At 46.5% G+C, this 17,735-nt stretch carries 15 protein-coding genes; 5 read left to right on the forward strand and 10 right to left on the reverse strand.

All coding sequences use genetic code 11. From position 1 onward, the window contains the following. The first annotated feature begins 142 nt into the window (after window positions 1-142). Window positions 143-1,372, forward strand: coding sequence for a pyridoxal-phosphate-dependent aminotransferase family protein (locus tag C9J01_RS06850; protein ID WP_107297326.1), 1,230 nt, complete (start codon window positions 143-145; stop codon window positions 1,370-1,372). Window positions 1,373-1,457: 85 nt separating this feature from the next. On the opposite strand, the gene C9J01_RS06855 is transcribed toward C9J01_RS06850, so the two are convergent. The 7 genes from C9J01_RS06855 to C9J01_RS06885 all read right to left on the reverse strand — a co-directional run bounded on the left by C9J01_RS06855 (window position 1,458) and on the right by C9J01_RS06885 (window position 8,838). After that, window positions 1,458-1,955 (reverse strand): peptidylprolyl isomerase, encoded by a 498-nt coding sequence (locus C9J01_RS06855; protein ID WP_107297327.1) that lies wholly within the window; start codon window positions 1,953-1,955, stop codon window positions 1,458-1,460. 173 nt (window positions 1,956-2,128) lie between these two features. Next, window positions 2,129-3,784, reverse strand: a complete 1,656-nt coding sequence (locus C9J01_RS06860) for a cellulose binding domain-containing protein (RefSeq protein WP_107297328.1) — start codon at window positions 3,782-3,784, stop codon at window positions 2,129-2,131. 18 nt (window positions 3,785-3,802) lie between these two features. Beyond that, complete coding sequence (locus tag C9J01_RS06865; RefSeq protein ID WP_107297329.1) at window positions 3,803-4,624, reverse strand: inositol monophosphatase family protein; 822 nt, start codon at window positions 4,622-4,624, stop codon at window positions 3,803-3,805. Beyond that, window positions 4,617-5,693, reverse strand: coding sequence for an ABC transporter ATP-binding protein (locus C9J01_RS06870; RefSeq protein WP_107297330.1), 1,077 nt, complete (start codon window positions 5,691-5,693; stop codon window positions 4,617-4,619). Before C9J01_RS06870 ends, C9J01_RS06865 begins: the two co-directional genes overlap by 8 nt. Window positions 5,694-5,695: 2 nt before the next feature. Then, window positions 5,696-6,613 carry an ABC transporter permease subunit gene (locus C9J01_RS06875; protein WP_107297331.1) on the reverse strand — a complete coding sequence of 306 codons (918 nt, stop codon included), beginning with the start codon at window positions 6,611-6,613 and terminating at the stop codon, window positions 5,696-5,698. Between the two features lie 2 nt (window positions 6,614-6,615). Then, entirely contained in the window at window positions 6,616-7,497 is an 882-nt protein-coding gene (locus C9J01_RS06880; RefSeq protein WP_107297332.1) for a carbohydrate ABC transporter permease, read from the reverse strand. Between the two features lie 42 nt (window positions 7,498-7,539). Continuing rightward, a complete protein-coding gene (locus tag C9J01_RS06885; RefSeq protein ID WP_107297450.1) occupies window positions 7,540-8,838 on the reverse strand; it encodes an extracellular solute-binding protein in 1,299 nt (432 codons plus the stop codon). Window positions 8,839-9,072: 234 nt separating this feature from the next. Here C9J01_RS06885 and C9J01_RS06890 point away from each other — a divergent pair, with 234 nt between their 5' ends. Further along, on the forward strand, window positions 9,073-10,170 hold the full coding sequence (locus tag C9J01_RS06890; protein ID WP_107297333.1) for an ROK family protein: 1,098 nt from the start codon (window positions 9,073-9,075) through the stop codon (window positions 10,168-10,170). Window positions 10,171-10,235: 65 nt separating this feature from the next. On the opposite strand, the gene C9J01_RS06895 is transcribed toward C9J01_RS06890, so the two are convergent. Next, on the reverse strand, window positions 10,236-10,727 hold the full coding sequence (locus C9J01_RS06895) for a MarR family winged helix-turn-helix transcriptional regulator (RefSeq protein WP_107297334.1): 492 nt from the start codon (window positions 10,725-10,727) through the stop codon (window positions 10,236-10,238). A 90-nt stretch (window positions 10,728-10,817) separates the two neighbouring features. Here C9J01_RS06895 and C9J01_RS06900 point away from each other — a divergent pair, with 90 nt between their 5' ends. Then, window positions 10,818-12,029, forward strand: a complete 1,212-nt coding sequence (locus C9J01_RS06900) for a multidrug effflux MFS transporter (protein WP_107297335.1) — start codon at window positions 10,818-10,820, stop codon at window positions 12,027-12,029. Window positions 12,030-12,108: 79 nt separating this feature from the next. On the opposite strand, the gene C9J01_RS06905 is transcribed toward C9J01_RS06900, so the two are convergent. After that, window positions 12,109-13,548: a sucrose-specific PTS transporter subunit IIBC gene (locus C9J01_RS06905; RefSeq protein ID WP_107297336.1), complete on the reverse strand. Its 1,440-nt coding sequence runs from the start codon at window positions 13,546-13,548 to the stop codon at window positions 12,109-12,111. Between the two features lie 394 nt (window positions 13,549-13,942). Here C9J01_RS06905 and C9J01_RS06910 point away from each other — a divergent pair, with 394 nt between their 5' ends. Both C9J01_RS06910 and C9J01_RS06915 read left to right on the forward strand, forming a co-directional pair. Beyond that, on the forward strand, window positions 13,943-14,932 hold the full coding sequence (locus C9J01_RS06910) for a LacI family DNA-binding transcriptional regulator (RefSeq protein ID WP_107297337.1): 990 nt from the start codon (window positions 13,943-13,945) through the stop codon (window positions 14,930-14,932). 163 nt (window positions 14,933-15,095) lie between these two features. Beyond that, window positions 15,096-16,742 (forward strand): glycoside hydrolase family 32 protein, encoded by a 1,647-nt coding sequence (locus tag C9J01_RS06915; protein WP_107297338.1) that lies wholly within the window; start codon window positions 15,096-15,098, stop codon window positions 16,740-16,742. Between the two features lie 69 nt (window positions 16,743-16,811). On the opposite strand, the gene C9J01_RS06920 is transcribed toward C9J01_RS06915, so the two are convergent. Beyond that, window positions 16,812-17,624, reverse strand: coding sequence for an enoyl-CoA hydratase/isomerase family protein (locus C9J01_RS06920; protein ID WP_107297339.1), 813 nt, complete (start codon window positions 17,622-17,624; stop codon window positions 16,812-16,814). Between the last annotated feature and the right edge of the window lie 111 nt (window positions 17,625-17,735).

The raw sequence follows: 17,735 nt of genomic DNA on the forward strand, positions 1-17,735 counted from the left end.
ACCAGATTTCCACTTTAATCAATGACGCCCCAATGGTAATCCTTATATTCTCAATCCATGTGCCGCAATAATTGTGAACAGAGAACAAGCTTTGGGCCTGTCACAGTGGAAGCAAATTATAATTTCTAGGAGTTCACATTCGATGACGACTAACTACGATCTTTTTGAAACCCTGAATCCGCCCCAGCGCCTTCTGATGGGGCCAGGTCCAATCAATGCCTACCCAAGGGTTCATCAGGCTATCTCCAGCCAGCTGATTGGTCAGTACGATCCTGTCATGACTGAGTATATGCGCCAGACCCAGCAGCTATACCGTCAGGTTTTCCACACCCAAAACCCAGAAACCCTGTTGATTGACGGCACGGCAAGGGCCGGTATTGAGGCAGTGCTAGTTTCAATCCTCCAGCCGGGAGACAAAGTCTTGATTCCGGTTATTGGTCGCTTCGGCCATCTACTTAGTGAAATAGCCCATCGTACAGGGGCTAAAATCACCACGATTGATGTTGAGTGGGGTAAGGTGTGTGATCCCCAGCAAGTGGAGGACGCTATCAAACGTGACAAACCAAAACTCGTTGCCACTGTTCAAGGTGATACCTCCACCACAATGAACCAACCACTGGCAGAGATTGGTGAGATCTGTAAGCGTCATGGCGTGCTCTATTACTGTGATGCAACAGCATCAGTAGCCGGTAATGAACTGTTGGTTGACGACTGGCACCTCGATGCTGTGTCAGTTGGCCTGCAAAAATGCCTTGGTGGCCCATCTGGCAGTGCACCACTGACCCTAAGCCCGCAATTTGTCGAGCAAATCAACCGTCGTAAACATGTTGAAAAAGGTATCCGCGCACAACACCATATCGATGGTGAAGAGGCGATGATCCAGTCCAACTATTTTGACCTGCCTATGATCCTCGATTACTGGGGAGAAGAAAGGCTGAACCACCATACCGAAGCCACTTCAATGTTATATGCGGCAAGGGAGTGTGCTCGGATTTTCCTAGAGCAAGGCCCAGCCAATGTGATTGCCCGACACAAGCAAGCCGGTGATGCGATGGCCGCAGGGCTTGAAGCTATGGGGCTCAAACTATTTGGTGACAGGGATTACAAGATGAACAATGTTGTGGGCGTCTATATCCCTGATAACGTCGACGGTGAGCAGATCCGCCAAGAGCTACTAACACGTTTTGGCATTGAAATCGGCACTTCATTCGGCCCACTGCAAGGCAAAATCTGGCGCATCGGTACTATGGGTTACAACGCCCGCCAAGAAGCTGTGCTGCAGACATTAGCTGCACTTGAAGCTGTGTTGTTGAAACACAAAGCCAAGATTCATGTTGGCGAGTCCGTAGCAACAGCGATGAAGTATTACTGATTTCAGTAGGCTCTATTGCCCTGTTAAAATCACAAAAGCCACCTTGCTCAGGTGGCTTTCTTCTAGCATCACGCTTGAGGTGATATTACGACTCTTTGATAGTCACTTTCTCGATAATGATGTCGTCTAACGGCACATCTTCATGACCGAAACGGGTCATAGTTAGCGTTTTACCGATATTGTTCACCACCATCATCCCCGCAGTGACTTTACCGAAGACGGCATAACCCCAGCCTTGGTTAGTCGTTGCAGTGAAATCCAAGAAATCGTTATCTTCAAGGTTGATGAAAAACTGCGAAGTAGCCGAGTGCGGTGCATCGGTACGAGCCATTGCAATGGTGCCGACTTTGTTCTTAAGGCCACGGTTGGCTTCGTTAACAATCGGGTCTCGGGTTGGCTTCTCTTTCATACCAGGAATGTGGCCACCACCCTGAATCATGAAGCCATCAATAACACGGTGGAAAATCGTGCCCTCGTAGAATCCATCCTTGCAGTATTGCAGGAAGTTCTTTGAGCTCACCGGCGCTTTATCGAAATCCAGTTCAATCTCGATATCGCCAAAGTTTGTCGTGAAAATAATCATATTAATATCTTAGCTAGATGTGCGTTGCGGGCAGTATACAAAGCTTAGCTTTCAACGCAATGCCGGGCACGAAGTCGAACCTCAATTAAGCAAAAAAAGCCAGCGGGGTTACCCCTACTGGCTTTGCTTACATCCACGTTGTATTTATTGCTCAACCTAGCCTGCGGTCAGAATTAACCGCATATATCACCGTTGATATGTGGGATTTGGTGGGCAGTACCCTGCTGTTTCTTACCTTGGATGCCAAATTCCACCGTTTGTCCAGGGCGAATGAGGGCATTCCATTCCAGATCTTTCGCTGTGTATGGGTTACTCCCACGCAGGTTGGCATTCCAAACACTATCGGCCTTCGCACCATCCGTATAGTTCCAGTCAACTTCCCAGCCATAAATGGTTTCATGGCCATGGTTCTGGATGCGGACATTGGCAATAAAGCCATTATCCCACTCGCTAGAAATATGGTATTCACAGCTAGCCATTGGCAATGACATATCTACCGGTTCAAACATGAAATAATGGACATTGAAGTTATTATTGGATGTGCTGTTATCAACACGGAATGTAAATTCCTGCTTCCCTGCCTCAAGGTAAACCTCACCTACATTGTCATGCATCATGATATCGTGAGTACTAGTATTCATTACCTTGTGGTGCAAGTTGTTATTCCCTTCTCCAAACTCAAGGAAGAATGCCCCAGCATTTTGCTGCCTTGATGAAACACGGGCAGATACAGCGTAGTAACCTGCTTGAGGAATGGTTATATCGTATTTTACCCACTCATCATGGCGGATATTGCACATCAAGAAGGTGCCGTTCTTATCGCAGAACTCGATAGCATCAGCTGGACGTGTTGGGCCATTCGAAGGGGCTGCGACCGAATCAGAATAAGAAACACCAAAACCTTCCATACCAAACTCGTCTGCCATTACGATCACCGAGTTGTTATCAAGGTGAGGTAAAGACTTAGTATCAAGCCAGTAGGTCATCTCGTCAATATTATCGGTTTGGATGATATCGGCTCGCATGTGGCGGATCAGGCGTCCCCATCCTGCGTCAGGATTGAAATGGCTGACTTCATCAGTCGCATCCGGTGTTTGGCCATACCACAGGGTGTTGTACATCACCTTGGTACCATTAGCCTGAATACGATCCAGTGTCTCAGGCTGGATATGCGGCTGTAGGTAGTCGTTATAATTCAATGAATAGGCATATGGGACATAGTTCAAATCTTCAAATTGTTGGATATGATCAATTTTATCTTCATTAATCCGGTAAAGCTGTTTGATGCGGTTATCTTTACGACCGAAAGTCGCTACCTCATCAGGTCCTGCACTGGTATCAAAGATCACGTAATCCAGCATATCCATGGATTTGACCAATTCATACGCTTCATTTCTTAAAGCCCACCCCTTATCAAGGAAGATCATCGCTTGGCCATCAATCAACTCGAGCGCTTCTTCTAGAGTCGGCATGTGGTATTCAGTAACCGACGTTTCACCGCCAAGATACTCACGCAGACGCAATTGCAAAATATCATCATAGGTCATAGATGATATAGAACCACTTCCGTCAGTTGTTCGGTTCACTGAAGTATCATGGGATAACACAATCACCCCATCAGAAGTCATTCGTATATCAACTTCGATTATTTCAATTCCTTTATCCAATGCAGATTGAATCGCTGGCAAAGAGTTTTCTGGAAATGCCCGCCAATCAGCACGGTGAGCCATGATCATTATGTCATCGCGGGAGATATCTTGAGCGTTGACAGCACCAATAAAACAGCTCGCCGAGATCAATGAGATCCCGAGCATGTTTACAAGTTTCATTTTTAATCCTTAAAAATATTATAAAGGGAGTTGAGTCACTATTTGTTGCCAAATTTTTTCAGATGAACAAACAAGTAAATTATTATCCTTATCTGATAATAAATATTCCGTATTATCTATTTTTGCTGCATAGCCACCGGCTTCGTTAACTATTAACACCCCGGCCAAATGATCCCAAGGTTTCGGCGACTCATGGGTTAAATAAAAACTTGCCCCGCCATTTAGGATCATTTTATATTCAAAACTTGAGCATGAGAGGGAAAAGACCCTGTCATAGTTATTCATCCAACTTGAAATAACTTCTCTTATCTTTGCATCATTAAAATGAAAAGGAGAGCATAGGCCAATATTGGGTGAGTTAGCTGAAATCGCGACACTTTTCGTGACATTGTCCTTTGTTCTGACAAAGGCTCCCTCCCCTTCAACAGCATAAATAAACTCATCATTAAGTGGATCATAAATGACACCAAAGATACATCTACCATTTTTTAATATTGCGATCATTACGCCGACTAAGTTACTACCATGAGCATAATGCCAAGTACCATCTATGGGATCGATAATAATAGATAAGCTAGCAGCCTCTGCCTGGGATAAAAGTTCCGGGGACTCATAAACACTTTCTTCGCCAATAATGAGCGCTGTTGGAAAAATATGTGAAAGTGATTGCCTTAATTGCTTTTCTATTTCCCTATCATCTTGTGTTGCAATATCACTAGCAGATTTTTTTTGATTCTTTTCAACATTTGAAGATGCGCTAAGACCAGATAGAATAGTTTGCCTTGAACATTTTTTGATGACGTGAAGCACGTCATCAATAATTGCTGGAATATTATTCACCTATCCTCCTTCCTGTATCTGGATGGAATAAGTGGCAGTTTTCCTCTAATATATCAAAACTGACTTTTTCACCAACATTCAGCTCTAGCCCAAGCGTCGTATTAATTCGGAAATCTTGATCATGCCCAACGTCCAATGTCAGAACCTGATATGCCCCCATATCTTCAATATACTTAAGTTTGCCCTTAATCCGGCCTTCAGGGTTGATGGCAATACCCTCAGGGCGTACGCCCAAAACGGCTCGCTCAAGATCATGTCCCTTGGTTACCTCATTTCCCGCTTTATCAAAGTACCAACCATCGACTTTGTGAACTGCAAATAAATTCATTGCCGGCGAACCAATAAAGTCTGCAACAAAAGTGGAAGCTGGCTTTTGGTAGATATTCTTTGGTGTATCGAACTGTTCAACTTTGCCCTGGTTGAGGATCAAAATCTTATCAGCCAAAGTCATCGCCTCTACCTGATCATGGGTCACAAAGATAGACGTCGCGCCCAAACGGTTGTGCAGCATGGTGAGTTCCATCCTCATCTCATGGCGGAGCTTGGCATCTAGATTTGATAACGGCTCATCGAATAGCATAACCTTAGGCTCTCGCACAATCGCCCTACCAATAGCCACCCGCTGACGCTGACCACCAGACAGTTCTGAGGGAAGCCTATCTAGGTAATCGGTTAAAGAGACCATTTTGGCAACTGCTTCAACCCTCTTTTTGATCTCATGCTTTGGCACCCGACGGATTTTTAGCGAATAAGCAATGTTGTCAAACACTGTCATATGCGGATAGAGGGCATAATTTTGGAATACCATGGCACAACCACGGTCTTTGGGCTCTAGGTGAGTGATATCGGTTTGGCCAATATAAATTTCACCAGACGTTACCCCTTCAAGACCAGCAATCATATTCATCGTTGTTGATTTACCGCACCCTGACGGGCCTAAAATGACATTAAACTCGCCTGATTTAAATGTAATATTTAGCTTATCGATAACATCACTATTACCGTAGCTTTTACTAATATTCCTAAGGGTAATGTCTTCACCGTTATGGTGGCTTAGTTCTACTGACATTTTTATTTTTCCGAAAGAGTTAAACCTTGAACAATATACTTCTGCATAATGGCAATTAATAATACGGGGATTATATTAACCAATATCGCACCAGCCATGACCATAGGGTAATTAGGTATCGCCCCATCAGTAACAATGGTCATATTTACCAAACCTATAAGTGAGGTCTGCATTTCTGGTTTCGAACTAACAATGAGCGGCCACAAATATTGGTTCCAACCTCCCATGAACATCAGTACATAAAGGGAAATAAATGTAGACTTAGAAAGTGGTAAAAGAATGTCATACATAAACCTTAATGGACCAGCGCCATCCATTGTTGCAGCATCAACCAATGATTTTGGAATGGTCTTGAAAAATTGGCGGAATAAAAAAGTCCCCGTTCCCGATGCCAAAATAGGTGCGGCCATTCCTAAATATGAATCCAATAGGCTCCACTCTAAATAGACTTCTTTACCAAAGGCAAAGCTCATTAAACTATTAATGCCTAGTAAGCCCATCAGGTAGTTGAACGGTGACAGTACGTTTGAAGCAACTTCATAGCTCGCGACTACCCTCAAGTCCATCGGTACCATGGTAGAAAGCAAGATAAAGAAGAACAGTAATGTTCCGTAACGGATCCTAAAATAGACAATGACAAAAGCCGAAAAGAATGCAAAGCAAGCTTTTCCTGTTGCTGATAATGTTGCCACGATAATGCTATTTACTAACTGCTTGAGCAAGATTGTTTCACTGACAACCAACCTAATATTTTCAATAAAATGACCTCCAGGGAAATAGCTTACGCCATTTCGAATAAAGTCATCGTATGAATGGGTCGCCGTGACAACCATTAAATAAATTGGCATTAGAATAAATAATAAACCGATACCAATAATGGTTACCGCAACACGGTCGAGTTTTTTGTTATTTTCAATCATAACTACCTTGCGTACTTCACTTTCTTTTCAAGGAATAAGAACTGACAGAATGCAACCAACAATACAAATACAGTTAGAATAACGGTCTGAGTTGACGCACCGGATAAATCCAGCCCTAAAAAACCGTCTTCATAAATTTTGTAGACCAGAAATTTGGTTGACCCTCCAGGGCCCCCTTGAGTCATACTGGCAACTAACGCAAAAGCTGATACCACAGAATCCGTCACTTCGAGCACAAAACTGAGGAACAATTGCGGTGTTAGCAGCGGAATATAGATATCCCATATCCGCCGTAACCCTGATGCTCCATCCATTGCTGCCGCTTGGTTAAGGCTGTGGGGTATCGCATTTAGGCCCCCGAGGAAAATAATGAAGTTAAACGGTATCCCTCCCCACACATGGGCGATGATGATTGTCCAAAAGGCATCATTACCGTTCAATCCCGGGTTCCAAAGGTTAGGTTCAATACTATTTACGAAAGAAAAAACACCCACAAATGGATTAAAAATAAATGCGAACACAACACCAATAGATGCGCCGGCAACGGCCTTGGGCCATACCAGTAAATTTCTCGCCATTCCCGACATCCGTACCTGCCGATGTACAGCCAAAGCCAAAATCAAAGGCACTAACACCGACAACGTCGAGCCAAAGAACATAAACTTCATCGTTAACATCAGGCTGCGATAAAATTCGGCGTCAGTCAGGGTAATAATATAGTTCTCAATACCCACCCATTTCGATGGGCCACCAAAAGGGTGCTGCAAGGTTGTCGACCACTCGATGGATTTCATTATCGGCAGATAGAAAAACAGCGATAGAACGAGAACCTGGGGACCGGCGAGAAACATTGCCAGCCACTTTTTGTTATAGACAGATGTCATAGGGTTTTCGTATCGGGGCGCCTTGCGCGCCCCTCTCCATTACTACTGGTAGGTTCTTTCAAAACGGCGAAGCAACTGGTCACCGCGAGCCTTGGTGTTGTCCAGCGCTTGCTGCATTGAGATTTGATCAGCAAAGGCCTTCTGGGTCTCTTCTTCAAAGATACTGCGGAATTGGGTATAAAACCCAAGGCGAATACCTTTAGATGCAGGGTTATTCATCTGATCAAGCGATTCAAAACCCGGGGCAATAGAACCAAATTCAGCCTGCTCCAATACACCAGCTTTTTTGATGAAGTCATAGCCATCACTGGTTACTGGCAGGTAGCCGGTCATTGAAGTGAACGTCAGCTGTTGCTCTGGTTGACGAATGAAATTTAGAAACTCAATAGCTGCCGCATCTTTCTTGGCATCATGCCCTTTAAGCAGCCACACCGAACCGCCACCAACAAAAGTATTATGTCGCTCATGACCTTCGTACATTGGGGCAAGGGTTAGCTCAAGGTCATCCCCTAGGGTTGACTTGGCCGCACCGTAAGCTGATAGGGAGCTTTCCATCAAAGCACATTCACCTGAAGCCATTGCCGCAGTCTGGTTACCCGAAGCCGTCTCTGCAGTTAGCTTGAGTAAGCCTTCTTGGTTCCATGTTTTCAGGTTGTTCAAATGCTGGGCTATCAGGCCTTGGTTAACGACATATTCACCATCCAAGCCATCAAAACCATTGGCATTGGTCGCGATTTCAGCACCGTGGCGGGCAGCAACCTGCTCGAGGATACGCCATGAGCCACCATCGGTAACCATAGGACACTGATGGCCATTTTCCTTAAGCTTTTCCAGAACAGGTAACAAGGCTTCGTAGGTTGTAGGGACTTGCTCTACACCAATATCAGCCAGTGCTTTTTTGTTGGCATACATGACTAGGGTCGAGCTATTCCATGGTTGGGACATCATTTTCCCATCAGCAGACTCGTAATAGCCCCGTGCACCACTGATGTACGATGCCCAATTGGCATCGGTAATGGTTTCTTCAACTGGGTTGAAAATTCCCGACATCATGATATCTGTGGTACCAACATCATTGAACTGCATTAGAACCGGGTGAGTCTTTGAACGCACAGAAGCGACGGCTTTTTGCATCGCGGTCTGGTAATCCCCTTGGAAGATACAGTCTATTTGGGCAGTCTTTGATTGCTCGTTAAACGCTGAACATAAATGTTCAACCGCATCGGTGTTCTTGCCACCCAACGCATGCCAAAACTCAATTTCTGTCTTCTCAGACGCTTGCACTGTTGATGTACATGCCAATAGCACTAAGCTTGATAACGCCGTTTTTGTAACCATCATTCCCTCTAAACCCATTACAAAATACAAAATGCAGCTCCAGCCGCTCAATTAAGTTCATTTAATCAACTTAATATTTCATAATTATTTAAGAAAAATTTATCTTTTCTTTTTTGATGTTAAGACATTGATAATTAAAATTATTTTAAGTTTATAAATTCAACTTAAGTGCGATCATTTGACTGAACCAGGGGTTTAAAGCAATATGAGAGCATTGTAGATGACTTAACAACAGCCATGGATAACGGATTAAACACCAACCATAAGAAGCTGATTTCCCTTGTAAAAAAGCATAAATCGCTATCAAGGGTTCAGATAAGCCAGATCACTGGCCTCACTGCCAGTGCGGTTACAAAGATCAGCAAAGAGTTAGTTTCTACTGGATTTCTTGTTGAAGGCGAGCGGGTTCCGACTCGGCGGGGCCAACCTATTGTCCCCCTCCAAGCAAACCCTTGTGGTGGGTATTCCATCGGTTTAGCACTGGAGCTAAACAGGATACAAGTGGTTTTGGCTGATTTCTGCGGCCATATCGTTGCTTCAAGGAGTATCGAATGTGACATATCAACTCCGGAGCATGTCGCGCAAAAACTAAAATCGGTCTCACAAGCAATGATTAAGGCTAAGAAAATCCCAGCGGATAAAGTCTATGGCGTTGGCTTGGCACTGTCTGGCTATTTTGACCGAAATAATGGCTACCTGTACCCACCAGAGATAATCCAGCAATGGCGTGAAAAAGATCTCGAACAGCTCTTCTCAGAGAAAGTGGGATTACCGGCTTTTGTTGACAACCTCGCCAATGCGGGTGCGATTGGGGAGCAATATGCCGGTAACTGGGGAGAATATGACAATGTCTTTTATCTTCATCTAGGCTACGGCGTCGGCTCTGCGAGCATCCTAAATGGTGGGCTATACCGGGGTAATGTTAACAATGCTGGTGAAATTGGGGCACTCTTTCCTCATGGCAGGCCACGCCCATCAGCACTGGATTTGGTCAACAAGCTTGGTGAAAATGGCATAGAGTGCCAATCATTTTCAGACTTAGCTGAAGAAAGTATTACCTGCCACCCCGTAACGAGACAATGGGCAAAACATGCAGCCACTCAACTTGAAAAAGTTATCGAGCCAGTTGTGTGGTTGTTGGCACCCGATGCAATCATTATTGGCGGGTTGATCCCTAAACAAATCGCCCAGTACATTGCTGATGAAATGGATATGGAAAAAATTATTGCAGTAAAACCCAATTACTCTAAACCCAAAATACTCGCTGCAGACAATGGCCTGTTATCCGCTAGTCTAGGGGCAGCCAGTATCCCTTTCTTTAAGGTATTCTCTTAGCCAACATCGGCTCCATACCACTATGGAGCCCATATCAAGCCAGATCACCCAAGGTCAAAAGTAAACTACTCCCAGGCTGTCAGCATTTTTGCCAGCAAACCATCGAGCTGTTGTTTTTCTTGCTGGCTAAGAACATTGAGGCGTTGCTGGTCGACCAAATGCAACTCCTGAATGATGACGTCAATCAACCCCCGTCCTTTATCGGTAAGCTGAACCAATTTACTGCGTTTATCCTCTGGGTTATCGACCCGCTCGACAAAGCCAGCGTCAGTCACCCGGGCCAATACCTTTGTCAGGCCGCCCGAACTCAACAGCATTGAACTATAAAGTTCGGTTGGTGATAAGCAGTAAGGCTCCCCCGCCCTTCTCAATGTGGTCAATACACCGAAATCAGCGTGCTGAAGCGCATGCTGGCTAATTACTTTTTCCAAATCTTGCTGAAAGTAGTCATGGAGGCGGTGGATCCGCAGCTTAGGCGGCGAATATTTCTCGAATGACTCCGGCCAGTTTTGTTCGATGTTTTTCAATATGTTGGCGATAGTTTCTTGTTTTGCCATCAGCACTCTCCTTCCTAACACGCCAAATATATCTTGCTGGAAAGACAAATGCTATATATTATCTTTCTAGAAAGATAAATAAGAGGTTCTATGAGTAAACACATTCCCACTTCCTTGTTGCTATTGCTTGCCGCCGTTTTTGCCCTTTCTCCTTTTGCAATTGATAGCTATCTACCTGCGATCCCTATCATTGCCGGCGATCTTGGCGTAAACACCTCGCTGGTAGCCGTCACTGTCAGTATCTATGTCCTCGGAATGGCTATCGGCCAACTGATCGGTGGGCCTCTGTCTGATCAGTTGGGCCGTAAACCGACCATGGTGGCCGGTTTGTTGCTCTTTGCTGCCGGCAGTTTCATGATGGCGGGTGTGGAGTCTTTGGAAATGCTATGGGCATGGCGGGTAGTACAAGCGCTAGGCGGCGGTATTGCTGTTGTCGGAGTGCCTGCTACCATCCGGGACAACGCAGTTGGCAAAGAAGCCGCCCGGTTGTTTTCTCTCATTGCGCTGATCATGATGCTAGCCCCTTCCATCGCCCCGACGGTCGGTACGTTGATCCTTCGCAGCCAAAGCTGGCATTGGATCTTCTATCTGCTTTGCTTCCTATCAGCTATGATTGCACTGAATGCCATGGTCGTCATGCCAAAAACCAAACCGACTAAAAAGGAAAAGGGATCGGGTGGCTACCTATCAGTCATCAAAGAGCGCAGGGCTCTGGGGTTTCTTGTCGCTCAGGCATTTGGTTATGCGGTACTGATGACGTTTATTACCAGTGCTCCTTTGGCCTATATCGAACACTTCGGTGTCTCAGCCGAGCTCTTTTCGGGGCTATTTATCGCCAATGTCATCGGCATTGTGATCATCAACCGGACCAATACTTTTCTGCTGCGTACCTATGAGCCGTCTACCTTGCTCAAGGCTTTCCTAACCCTGCAGTTTATCGGCGGTATGGTGCTGATCACCAGCCACTTTATTGCACCGGAAAAGCTGTGGTTTATCGTACCGGGCTTCGTCATTTCGATTGCTGCCAACGGCGGTATCATGGCGAATTCAAGCGCTTGCTTTATGCGTTATTACGGTAAAAATGCCGGGGTCGCATCAGCCCTGCTAGGTGCGGTTCAATATGGTGTTGGTGCAGGGGTCAGTGCGCTGGCGGCGATGCTCGGTGGCACATCACTGTGGCCGATGATCATCGCAATGGTTGGTTCAACAACAATCGCATTGACCGGGGCGATCATCGGCGCACGGATGGAAAGCTGTAACAAAGAAGATGTAGAGCAGGTTACTCAAGCTTCTCAGCAATGAAATACAAACGCCTTGAATGACAAAGGGGCTATGGCAGCCCCTTTTCTATTGGTAACCGAACCTCGATTTTAGCCTTTAATTAAGCCATAGCAGCTTTCTGTGCAGCCTTCTTTTGCTTCAAGCCGAACAAGATAGTCAGGCAGAACGCAACACCAAAGGAAATTACCATACCAAGGATGTAATACATCACCGAGTTAGGGTCGATTGAGATAATGCCCGGCAAACCTGCCGCACCCAGGGCCGTTGCTTTTACCTTGAACAAGGTAATGAAAGCACTTGCGATAGCCGCACCGATGATGGCAGCAATAAACGGGTAGCGATATTTCAGGTTCACACCAAACATCGCAGGCTCCGTAATACCCAGCAAGGCTGTCACGCCTGATGGCATCGCAATACCCTTAGCTTTTTTGTCTTTGGTTGTCAGGCCAAACGCCAAACAAGCCGCGCCTTGCGCCACGTTGGACATTGCCGCAATTGGGAAGATGAAAGTACCGCCTGTTACCGCAATATCAGCAAGCAGTTGGGTTTCAAACGCGATGAAACTGTGGTGCATACCGGTAATTACAAATGGCGAGTATACCAAACCGAACAGGCCGCCACCGATGAAGCCAGCAGACTCGTACAACCAGTTAAGGCCATCACCAAGTAGGAAACCTGCATCACGGGTAATAGGCCCCACCAGGGTGAAGGTCAAAAAACCGGTGATGAAAATCGCCAACATCGGGGTCAGCAAGTTATCCAATACCGATGGGATCACTTTGCGCAAGCCGTTCTCGACTTTAGCAAGGATAAACGCTGACACCAATACCGGCAGCACCGAGCCTTGATAGCCTACTTTTTGGATTTCAAAACCGAAGATGTTCCATACCGGGATGTTGCCGCTAACACTAGCCCCGCCGAAGCCCCAACCATTCAGGAGATCCGGGTGAACCATTAGCATACCCAGGGCTGCGCCGAGGAAAGGGTTACCGCCAAACTTCTTAGATGCCGAGAATGCCAGCAAAACAGGGAGGTAAACAAATGGGGCGTTGGCAAACGTGTTAATCATCGACGCCAGATCAGCCATACCCGGGTAGGCTTCAATCAAAGACTGGCCATCAATAAACAGGCCTTGTGCCGTCAACAGGTTGAAGATCCCCATTAACAGACCACCCGCGACAATCGCCGGAATGATCGGTACAAAGATATCAGACAGCCCCTTCACCGCACGCTGAACCACGTTCTGCTTTTGCGCACCCGCTGAAGCCACGTCTTTAGTCGACATCTCTGTCTGGCCGGTCTCTGCAGTCATCGCCGCATACACTTGGTTTACGATACCCGAGCCAAAGATCACCTGGATTTGACCAGCCACCTGAAACTGACCCTTAACCCCTTCGATATCATCAATTGCTTTCAAGTCGGCTTTGCTCTCATCGTGCAAGGCCAAGCGCAAGCGTGTTGCACAGTGTGCTGCCGCTGCAATGTTGTCTTTTCCACCAAGCTTTTCAATAAGTTGCTTGGCAATCACCGGAAAGTCCATCTTTCTACCCCCGTCGCGAATACTCTTCACGCTCAGAAATTTAAATTCCACCCCAGCTTGTCTGCTGATTATGGGTACATGTAATTAAAATCATTGCCCTTCCCGGTAAGTCACAAAGTGCGCCATAAGGCCTAGCAGGTGTTGGGACTGCTCACATTGCCAACTTACGGTTTAAACCTTTTGGTTTATTTTCGGGAACGTTACCGAAATAGTTTTTACGATCGAGTAAGCTGGCGTCAAGCTTTGCTTCGCTGACTGTGAGAGGGATCGATGAATATGGCTATCCAGCACGATCAAATGTGATCAAGCTCACTCTAAAGGGCTTATCCAAAGCACAGAGATTGCAATGCATCCCTAATTTGCTGGATCATCGTGGGTAACCAAGGAGTTATGTATGGCAAGCCTACACGATGTAGCCCGACTTGCCGGGGTATCGAAATCAACGGTTTCCCGGGTGATCAACGACGAATATGGCGTTAAAGAAGCTACAAAAGTCAAAGTAAAACGCGCAATTGAAGAGTGCGGCTACGTTGTTAACCAAGTCGCAAAAGACTTAAAGTCCAATAAAACCAATCTGATAGGAATAATCGTTCCACGCGTTGCCTCCAATGCCACGTCACAAGGGGTCGATGGACTAAGCGAGATCTTCGAACAGGCTGGCAAGCAGGTATTGCTCGCCAACAGCCGTTTACAGGCAGGCAAGGAGTTGCAATATATCGAGCTATTCAACCAAAAAAGGGTTGAAGGTATCGTGATGTTTGCCACTCATATCGATGATGAGCTCGTTACTGCTATCAAGCGCTCCAAGGCACCGGTGGTTCTGATCGGCCAGGATGGTTCGAGTTTCAATATCCCCAGTGTCATCCATGATGACTACCGAGTTGGTTATTGTGCCGGCGAACTCCTCTCCCAAGCAGGCTGTAATCATGTTGGCTTCCTCGGGGTACAAAGCGATGATATCGCTGTTGACCAGCAACGCTTTGATGGCTTCTCGACGGCCCTCAAACACTTGGCAACTAAACCGCCCAAGTTCCATAGCCAAGGGCAATTTTCAATCGCTTCTGGCCGTCAGGAGATGGCTGATATTTTATCTAGCAATCAACAGGTTGATGGTGTTTTTTGTGCTACCGACCGAATTGCAATCGGTGCGATGCAAGCTATCACTGCCGCAGGTCTGGAGCCCGGCAAAGATATCAAGGTAATCGGTGTCGGTAATGACGAAATGGCCGCAGTCGTCTCTCCGAGCCTTTCTACTTTTGCTTACGGCTTCGAACCTGCGGGTAACAATGCTGCCAAAATGCTGCTGGAAATCATTGAACAGGGCCGCAGCCAAGTTTCCAAACTGGTACTGGGCTTTGACTGGGTACCTCGCGAAAGCGCCTAAACACCTTCCTTCGTTTTCCTACCTCAAAAAGCGATCAAACGCACAGTTTTCTTCATAAAGGGGAGTAATTCCACAACTCCCCTTGCCTTAAATACTGCATTTTCTGTATTTTTGGAACGTTCCCGAAAATTAACAAGCAAATAATGCTTAAGGTCTCGCATCCATGACACTGACAGATATCCTTGCTGCCTGCGGCGGTTCCAATAATCTCTTGCGCGCCCTGCGTGTCGAGCAACAGGTGATTCTGGAGCTTAAGGACCCAGAGCTTCGCTCTGATCTTGCTCGTGTGCTGCCCTTCCACAGCAACCTCAATCAAGTCTCGTGGACGCCAGAATCGCCTTTGAGCAACGCTGACTGGGATAGACTTGGCCGGATCATCGAGCAAAACCAACGCCAGCAACTCGTGAATGTCAGTGAAGCGACGGAATCACAACACCGTCCTTTGTGGCACATTGCCCCACCACAGGGCTTGTTAAACGATCCTAACGGTTTTACCTACCACAATGGTGAATACCACCTGTTCTACCAGCTCTACCCGTTTGACTGTGTTCACAAAGACAAGTACTGGGCGCATGTCACCAGCACCGATCTAATTAACTGGCAAAACCAGCCTATGGCCCTGTTCCCATCGGACTGGTTCGACAGCCACGGTGTCTTCTCTGGCCATGCGGTCAGTACCGAGGAAGAGCTGATGCTGTTCTACACCGGCAATGTCCGCATCGGCGAACAACGTGACCGAATTACCACCCAGTGCCTTGCGACCTCGACAGACGGAATTCATTTCACCAAGCACGGCCCGGTAATCGACAGCCTTCCACCATCGGTGACGCCGCATTGCCGCGATCCGAAGCTGGTTAAAAATGGCGATCACTGGCTGATGCTGTTAGGGGCGCAGCAGGAGACAAATGATGGGCAACTACTTGGCCGCTTGGCGGTTTACCGCTCAAATGATTTACGCCAATGGGAGTTTGTCTCACTGGCCGGTAACGAGCTAAACGACTTCGGTTACATGTGGGAGTGCCCGGATCTGTTTGAGCTTGGCGATCAGCTGATTGCGATCATTTGTCCGCAAGGTATTGAAGCCGATAGCGAACACCATAACATCCCGCACCATAATGGTTACCTGCAAGCGACACTGGATGACAACGACCAGCTTAACTTGTCAGGTTTCCAAACTCTGGATTACGGCTTTGATTTCTATGCGCCGCAGTCGACGGAAGCTCCGGACGGTCGTCGCTTAATGGTGGGTTGGATGGGGTTACCCGATGAAATCGACCAACCAAGTGTCAAAGACCAATGGGTCCACCAGCTTACTTGCTTGAGAGAGCTAACTTGGCAAAACGGTAAGCTTTACCAACAACCAGTTCGTGAAGTGCAACAACTGCGTGGTGAAATGCAGCGCTTTGAGCTCAGCACTAGCAAGGGCAATTCTCATGTAGATCTCGGCAGCAAGAGTTTTGAACTGCAAACTACCCTACCTTGGCCTACCAAAGGACAAACAACGCTTCGAGTGATGGACAACGGCAGCGAGTACTGTGACATCATCCTTGATGCTGACAAACAGATGATCCAATTAGATCGCACCCATGCCCAGCCTACTGATGGAGAAACGATCCGCGAGTTGCCGTGGGTTGAGCAACGCGATGTTGAGGTACAGCTACTGGCAGACAACTCATCGCTAGAGCTATTTATCAATCAGGGCGAATATGTCATGACAGCGCGTGTATTTACCGCTGAAGATGCCACTGGCGTTCGCCTGATTAATGACGAGCCTGTCTCTGTTGATGCAAAAGCCTGGTTGCTTGGCTAAGTTTTAGGACTCAATCACAAAGAGGCAGCCAGAGTATTCCCTATGGCTGCCTTTTTGGTTAATCAGGTTCTATTTTGCCAATTCAGCTGCGGTATCGACGAAAATCCCTTGGATATCTTTTGCTTCACGCTCGGTTTGGCCGCCGTGTTTTAAGAAAGCAGAAATAATCGCTTGGGTCTTTTCTTCTTTGGCTCGCTCTAGGAAGTAGCGAAGCTCCAGTTCTGCCCCCGCATTTTCATCAGTAATGGATGTATTGATGATCTCCTTGTACATCACAATGTCTCGGATCTCGAGTTGACTGATAACTCCGAGTACTTGGGCAAGAAAGCCTTCCATCTCTGCTTTTGGCACATATTGAGTAATAATATTTAATGCCTCGGCTTGTTGAGCGGTAAAATCATTGCCTACCAGCAATGCTTGCAGCGCCTTGTTTTTACCCATCCTTCTGGCAAAGTGTACCGCCCCCATGCCGCCTGTTGGAATATTGACGTGAATTTCAGGCTGGGCAAATGCCGCATTTTCGGTGCCATAGGCTAAATCACAGGCCATCACAAATTCATTACCCCCACCACGAGCAACACCATCAACAACTGCGACTGAGACTTGCTTCATGGCTTTGATATTGGCAATCATGTGATTGAATTCAATGGATGCCGCTTGGCCTCCTTGAGTACCATTGATGACATTCAAATCCAAATGAGCCAAAAAGAACTGCTCGTGCAGTGACTTGAATACCACCACTTTAGTCTCGCGGTTATCCTTAAGAGACAGCACAAATTCATTGATTTCGTTAATCAAATCAATCGTCAACACATTTACCGGAGGATTGTTGATAGTAACTGTTGCAATGCCGCTGTCATGGGTTATTGATAACTTGCTCATGGATTTTTCCTCACTCTGCGTAATGGGCCTTATTCGTTGTGCCCTCAATGTGTAATAACTATAGGTTTGTCATAGGAGAAGAAAAATGCTCAAATTGGCACATTATTGGTG

Origin of the sequence: Photobacterium rosenbergii (assembly GCF_003026455.1) — a bacterium.
GTDB classification, from domain to species: domain Bacteria; phylum Pseudomonadota; class Gammaproteobacteria; order Enterobacterales; family Vibrionaceae; genus Photobacterium; species Photobacterium rosenbergii.

Bases quoted from the DNA above. Each gene is read 5' to 3' on its own strand.
- C9J01_RS06850 (WP_107297326.1), top strand. From the start codon at position 143: ATGACGACTAACTACGATCTTTTTGAAACCCTGAATCCGCCCCAGCGC.
- C9J01_RS06855 (WP_107297327.1), bottom strand. From the start codon at position 1,955: ATGATTATTTTCACGACAAACTTTGGCGATATCGAGATTGAACTGGAT.
- C9J01_RS06860 (WP_107297328.1), bottom strand. From the start codon at position 3,784: ATGAAACTTGTAAACATGCTCGGGATCTCATTGATCTCGGCGAGCTGT.
- C9J01_RS06870 (WP_107297330.1), bottom strand. From the start codon at position 5,693: ATGTCAGTAGAACTAAGCCACCATAACGGTGAAGACATTACCCTTAGG.
- C9J01_RS06875 (WP_107297331.1), bottom strand. From the start codon at position 6,613: ATGATTGAAAATAACAAAAAACTCGACCGTGTTGCGGTAACCATTATT.
- C9J01_RS06880 (WP_107297332.1), bottom strand. From the start codon at position 7,497: ATGACATCTGTCTATAACAAAAAGTGGCTGGCAATGTTTCTCGCCGGT.
- C9J01_RS06885 (WP_107297450.1), bottom strand. From the start codon at position 8,838: ATGATGGTTACAAAAACGGCGTTATCAAGCTTAGTGCTATTGGCATGT.
- C9J01_RS06890 (WP_107297333.1), top strand. From the start codon at position 9,073: ATGGATAACGGATTAAACACCAACCATAAGAAGCTGATTTCCCTTGTA.
- C9J01_RS06895 (WP_107297334.1), bottom strand. From the start codon at position 10,727: ATGGCAAAACAAGAAACTATCGCCAACATATTGAAAAACATCGAACAA.
- C9J01_RS06900 (WP_107297335.1), top strand. From the start codon at position 10,818: ATGAGTAAACACATTCCCACTTCCTTGTTGCTATTGCTTGCCGCCGTT.
- C9J01_RS06905 (WP_107297336.1), bottom strand. From the start codon at position 13,548: ATGGACTTTCCGGTGATTGCCAAGCAACTTATTGAAAAGCTTGGTGGA.
- C9J01_RS06910 (WP_107297337.1), top strand. From the start codon at position 13,943: ATGGCAAGCCTACACGATGTAGCCCGACTTGCCGGGGTATCGAAATCA.
- C9J01_RS06915 (WP_107297338.1), top strand. From the start codon at position 15,096: ATGACACTGACAGATATCCTTGCTGCCTGCGGCGGTTCCAATAATCTC.
- C9J01_RS06920 (WP_107297339.1), bottom strand. From the start codon at position 17,624: ATGAGCAAGTTATCAATAACCCATGACAGCGGCATTGCAACAGTTACT.